Genomic DNA, 4,510 nt, shown 5'->3' on the forward strand with positions numbered 1-4,510 from the left:
GGCTTAAATCATGTGCCACTAGAATGCTGTTACCATCATGCTTGAGAGGAGGAGGGATATAACCGGGGTGTCCTAATAAAACTTTCAATACTCTTTCGACGACTTGAATGACATCGGTTTTACGTTCTCGTAAATAAGCGTCTTCAATTTCTTCAAACTGAGCAAGCAATACCTCCATCTGCTGAGTAACAGCCCATTCTGCATTACATTGTGTCTGAGCAATACAATTAACTGCTGCGGAACTAAGCGTTGGATCATCCAGAATCATATGATGCAATTCAAGAAAAGCATTGAATTCAGCAAATGTAGGTCCTTGATTTGCCGAGGATTGGAGTTTTTCCAGCTCTTTACGCACAGTTGCAAACGCATTATTCAGGCGAGCTATTTCTTTATCTATTTGGTTTTTAGGAATTAAATAATGCGCCACATCAGGAGTAACCGGAGAAGCAAGATGCGCGTGTCCAATAGCAATGCCTTCAGATGCGCCTACGCCATGCAATATGAAGCTCATTCACCTTCTCCAAAGTAATCATTGATCAGAGCGGTCAATGCTGTCATGGCATCAGCTTCGTCAACTCCGTTTATTTCAATTTCAACTGTTGATCCTTTATTTGCAGCGAGTGTCATTACACCCATAATACTTTTTGCATTGACCTTACGATTGTTACGTGTGAGCCATATTTCACTTTCGAATTGACTTGCTAGACGTGTAAGTTTTGCAGAAGCACGTGCGTGCAGACCAAGCTTGTTAATGATGGTAATTTCTTTGAGGAGCATCTCAGTATCCTGGAGATATATGCATAATGCCTTCTTTACCTCCAGCAAGCGCTTTCTCCACTACAACTGAAAGCGACTCATGCCGATAAGTTAAAGCACGGATAAACATGGGTAAATTCATACCTGCAAGGCACTCCACTTTACCGGGTTGAATTAATTGGCTGGCGATATTACACGGGGTTGCACCAAAAATATCAGTCATGACTAATACTCCATGACCCTGATCAAGCTTCTTGATTAATTCCTTGCCCTGTGTAACGACTTTATCGGGCTCATCCTCAATGGAAACAGCTTGATATATTAGCTGCTGTGGTTTTTCTCCCAGAATATGGGTTACGCAGTGAGTAAAACTTTCACCTAGCCTTTCATGAGAAATAATTAAAATTCCGATCATCCAATTTTTTGTTTATATCTATAAAAAATTAAACTATGAATTTTATCATTGTCGAGATCATCCTATTTAGCATATTAATGATTTTTGTTTTTTTATAGTGGAATGGTAATTGTGCATTCGTTTCAATAAAGCAAAAAGAATATGCACTCTCCCATAAAACGGTATATAAAAATATATGATAATTCAGCTACTTAAAATTATAATTAATAAATACTTCTTTCAGGATAGTGATTCTCAACAACCTGATTTTGGTATTTTAGCGCTGGTATTGAAAAGGATTGATCCATTACATATTGAGAATAAGAGCTCAAGATCTGCGATTCAAGGATTGTAAAGCAAAGGGAAGCCGCATCCCACAAGCGATCCGGTAGGACTAGTATCATCGAAACCCTCACCTATTGGGTGATGGAAGGAGTTGATGCGATGAGAACTTTGGCACAAGTGATGCTTCCGTTCAGGGTAAAGGCGACGGCCTACGTAACGCCGCTGGTACTCATGCTCAATGGAGGTGGCTGATCATTGGAGGGCATGCGCACACTCAAGAGTCACTCTGCGTTATCCACTTTGCTGAAGTTGGACATACTGCCGAGTATACAGATACTATGGGCGACTAGTTGCGCTATATGGGTGCTGGAGAGGGGCTGATGGGTCTTTCACGCATCAATCGGCGGATCGTTGCTACGCGGATTAGGCAAACTGGCATCACTGCTTATACGCTGGATGGGGATGCTTCAAAAATTATCGCCGAGAAGAAAGCTGTGCGCTTTACTTTACAAAGGGGAGCAGGGTTATATGCCGATGATTGGTCATCTGGTTGAGGCAGGTGCGGTGGTTCATGATGAATTTTGTGAAGGCAATATTGGCTGCGGCCAGCAGAAATCTTAAATTTATCAAGGATTGTGAAGCTCACCTGCTCCAGGAGCATCGAATCGCCCAATGTCCGCATGGATTCGGCGGGTTACCAGGCAAACATCTTCAACTGCTGTGAAGAAACTGGCAAAACCTTTGCCATTGGTGGCCGACTTGATGAGCTGACCCTCAAAGCCATCGAAGCCATCCCTGAATCAGGCTGGAAGCATCATGCTGATTGCGCTACAGCTGAAACTACGCACAGCATGAATGGCACGCACAAGGCGTTTCGCCTGATCGTGGTCAAGTACAAACGCCAGGCTGAATTGTTCGATGATCAGCCCAAATATCACGTGATCGCCAGCAATCAGGTTGAGTCAACGGCAGGCACCCTGATCAGGCATCGAAGCCGTGGCGAAGCCTCCAAGAATGGCATCAAGGAGCTAAAAATCAGCTTTGGCGTGGAACGCATGTCTTGCGGGCAGTTCGAGGCGAATGCCACCTTTTTTCGCATCGGCGTAATCGCTCATAATTTGCTTGTCTTGTTCAAGCATTCTGCGCTGGGTGGCAATTGGCAGCGTCATCAAATGACAGCGTATGCTGGCGACTATTCCATCTACTAGGCAAGCTTGTGCGGCATGCCCGCACGCTAATGCTCAAGATCGTCGCCGAGTTCGTCGAGTTGTTCCGAGACATACGTATTAAAAGCTACCAGTTGACATAATCCCTCGCTTCGTAGTTGAGCCAGAACTTCATTTGCACCCTATTACCTCCCGTAGTAAAGATAAGTTCGTCCTTGAAAAGTAAAAATTAACCAATAACACCAGAATTGACGATACCTGCTTGAATCCGCCATCTGATACACTGCTTTCTCTTTGTTTCCACTCTCATAAGAATCCCTTTGCACACTAAAAAACGGGGATAAAAATTCAATCGCGGAATTTGGGAAGAGTCTATTTCTTGACAAAAAAAACTAAATGTAACATCATGCCCGGCTTACTACTAAGCGTAGGTGGTGAAAAAATATTAAAGAAAGATAGTTTTATTTTTTTGCCAGTAGCTTTGATATAATAATGCACTTTTAATAAATAATAAGAACTGCTGCAGAAATATGTTAGGAAAGCTAGCAGCGCCCGTAGCTCAGTTGGATAGAGTACTTGGCTACGAACCAAGGGGTCGTGGGTTCGAATCCTGCCGGGCGCGCCATTTTTTATTAATTTGACTAATAACAGTCTTAAAAAGAAATATTATTTTTGGTAGTATTGCGTAATGCCGTAATAATAGAGGCCAAGTAGCTCAGTTGGTAGAGCAGAGGACTGAAAATCCTTGTGTCGGTGGTTCGATTCCGCCCTTGGCCACCATAATTAAAGAGCTGCATACGATATTGCTATAATTACAATCTTAAAAATAGCTTTTATACAAACTAACCAAGCAGCAATTTATTTCTTTTCACCCATTAGAAATGCTTGGATAAGCAGTAAAAAATTGAATTTGCGGATAATTCTTATTCATTCAAATTTTCTTTCCAAAAAATCGGCAACCTAATCTTAAGTTCGCTTAGCCACGAAAGATCAATTATCAAACAGCAGTTCTCTACATGATCCTTGAAATCATATCGCTGATAGTCTAATTGATCAATTGCAGAATTCAGAACAAGTTGTTTGTTTCCCACATTTCTATTTCTCAAATATTGCCATTCGCAGGAAATATGCGTAGAATTTGCGCAGACCCTACCAATTTTATGGGTTTTCTAAGATCGAAGGTTACCTAAAAACGAAGAAGTAAACTTTCAAAAGGAGATAGTTAGAATGGAAGAAAATAGAAGATCAGATGAAGCAGGTTTGTTCAAAGTAGTCGCCATTGCAACCATTGGTATCATTATTGCTGGCGCAATCGTATTTATGACAGGAATGGGTGGCAAATACTAATTGTCTGCTCTTAAGGGAATGCTTCATTTCCCTAATCAACTCTTGACATTTGTTAATCAGCATGATTGTCAAGGGCGTCAATATAAGCGTTACGAAGGCTAGAAGCCAGTGATTGTAGTTTAAGGCTTCTAGCTGGATAAGCGGGTAACAAATTTTTGCTGAATTGGTCTGTCAGGTAGTAGGTAGTTTCTTCAGCAAAGCGATAGCAGCGTTTGTCACGTATGCTGTGTACTATCTATAATATCTTTCTGTTACGCCAACTGGGTGAAGAGCTAAGTTGCCGCAGCTGCTCGCAACATGGACTACTAAAACCAGGAATGTGTATTCTATTAATTCTTGTGACAGGTGACTGTCGATAAAGAGTTGCGTGTTAGAAGCCGCTTGGAAAATCTTGCGCTAGGTTAATTGCATCAACATGATACGGGCCACGGCGATATATACTCATCGCACATGAAATTTCGGCACTCAGGCACTACCGATGATTTGGAAATTATCAGTTAATAGTGTGCGTAATTCTGTTTTGTAATGATCCGATGCTGTGAAAAAAGCTTCGCAAGTGCTT

General features: G+C 41.8%; 5 protein-coding genes and 2 tRNA genes. 4 read left to right on the plus strand and 3 right to left on the minus strand.

What is annotated here, in order from left to right; genetic code table 11:
* The 3 genes from J5I83_RS05975 to J5I83_RS05985 all read right to left on the minus strand — a co-directional run.
* Positions 1-511, minus strand: a 511-nt coding sequence (locus tag J5I83_RS05975) for a phosphoenolpyruvate-utilizing N-terminal domain-containing protein (RefSeq protein ID WP_304054165.1), incomplete at its 3' end; no start/stop codon positions are given.
* Entirely contained in the window at positions 508-777 is a 270-nt protein-coding gene (locus J5I83_RS05980) for an HPr family phosphocarrier protein (RefSeq protein WP_304054166.1), read from the minus strand. The genes J5I83_RS05975 and J5I83_RS05980, both read right to left, overlap by 4 nt.
* Position 778: 1 nt before the next feature.
* On the minus strand, positions 779-1,171 hold the full coding sequence (locus tag J5I83_RS05985) for a PTS fructose transporter subunit IIA (protein WP_304054169.1): 393 nt from the start codon (positions 1,169-1,171) through the stop codon (positions 779-781).
* A gap of 644 nt (positions 1,172-1,815) precedes the next feature.
* On the opposite strand from J5I83_RS05985, the gene J5I83_RS05990 reads away from it, so the two are divergent.
* From J5I83_RS05990 to J5I83_RS06005, 4 genes are all read left to right on the plus strand, one after another.
* Complete coding sequence (locus J5I83_RS05990) at positions 1,816-1,989, plus strand: hypothetical protein (RefSeq protein WP_304054171.1); 174 nt, start codon at positions 1,816-1,818, stop codon at positions 1,987-1,989.
* An 81-nt stretch (positions 1,990-2,070) separates the two neighbouring features.
* Entirely contained in the window at positions 2,071-2,643 is a 573-nt protein-coding gene (locus J5I83_RS05995; protein ID WP_304054174.1) for a transposase, read from the plus strand.
* A 506-nt stretch (positions 2,644-3,149) separates the two neighbouring features.
* A tRNA-Arg gene (locus J5I83_RS06000) sits at positions 3,150-3,226 on the plus strand.
* 79 nt (positions 3,227-3,305) lie between these two features.
* Positions 3,306-3,381 (plus strand) — tRNA-Phe (locus tag J5I83_RS06005).
* The last annotated feature ends 1,129 nt before the right edge of the window (positions 3,382-4,510 follow it).

Source organism: Nitrosomonas communis, assembly GCF_024102715.1.
Lineage (GTDB): Bacteria > Pseudomonadota > Gammaproteobacteria > Burkholderiales > Nitrosomonadaceae > Nitrosomonas > Nitrosomonas communis_B.

What these genes read in the sequence shown, in the direction of transcription:
- J5I83_RS05980 (WP_304054166.1), bottom strand. Translation starts at nt 777, where the DNA reads ATGCTCCTCAAAGAAATTACCATCATTAACAAGCTTGGTCTGCACGCA.
- J5I83_RS05985 (WP_304054169.1), bottom strand. Translation starts at nt 1,171, where the DNA reads ATGATCGGAATTTTAATTATTTCTCATGAAAGGCTAGGTGAAAGTTTT.
- J5I83_RS05990 (WP_304054171.1), top strand. Translation starts at nt 1,816, where the DNA reads ATGGGTCTTTCACGCATCAATCGGCGGATCGTTGCTACGCGGATTAGG.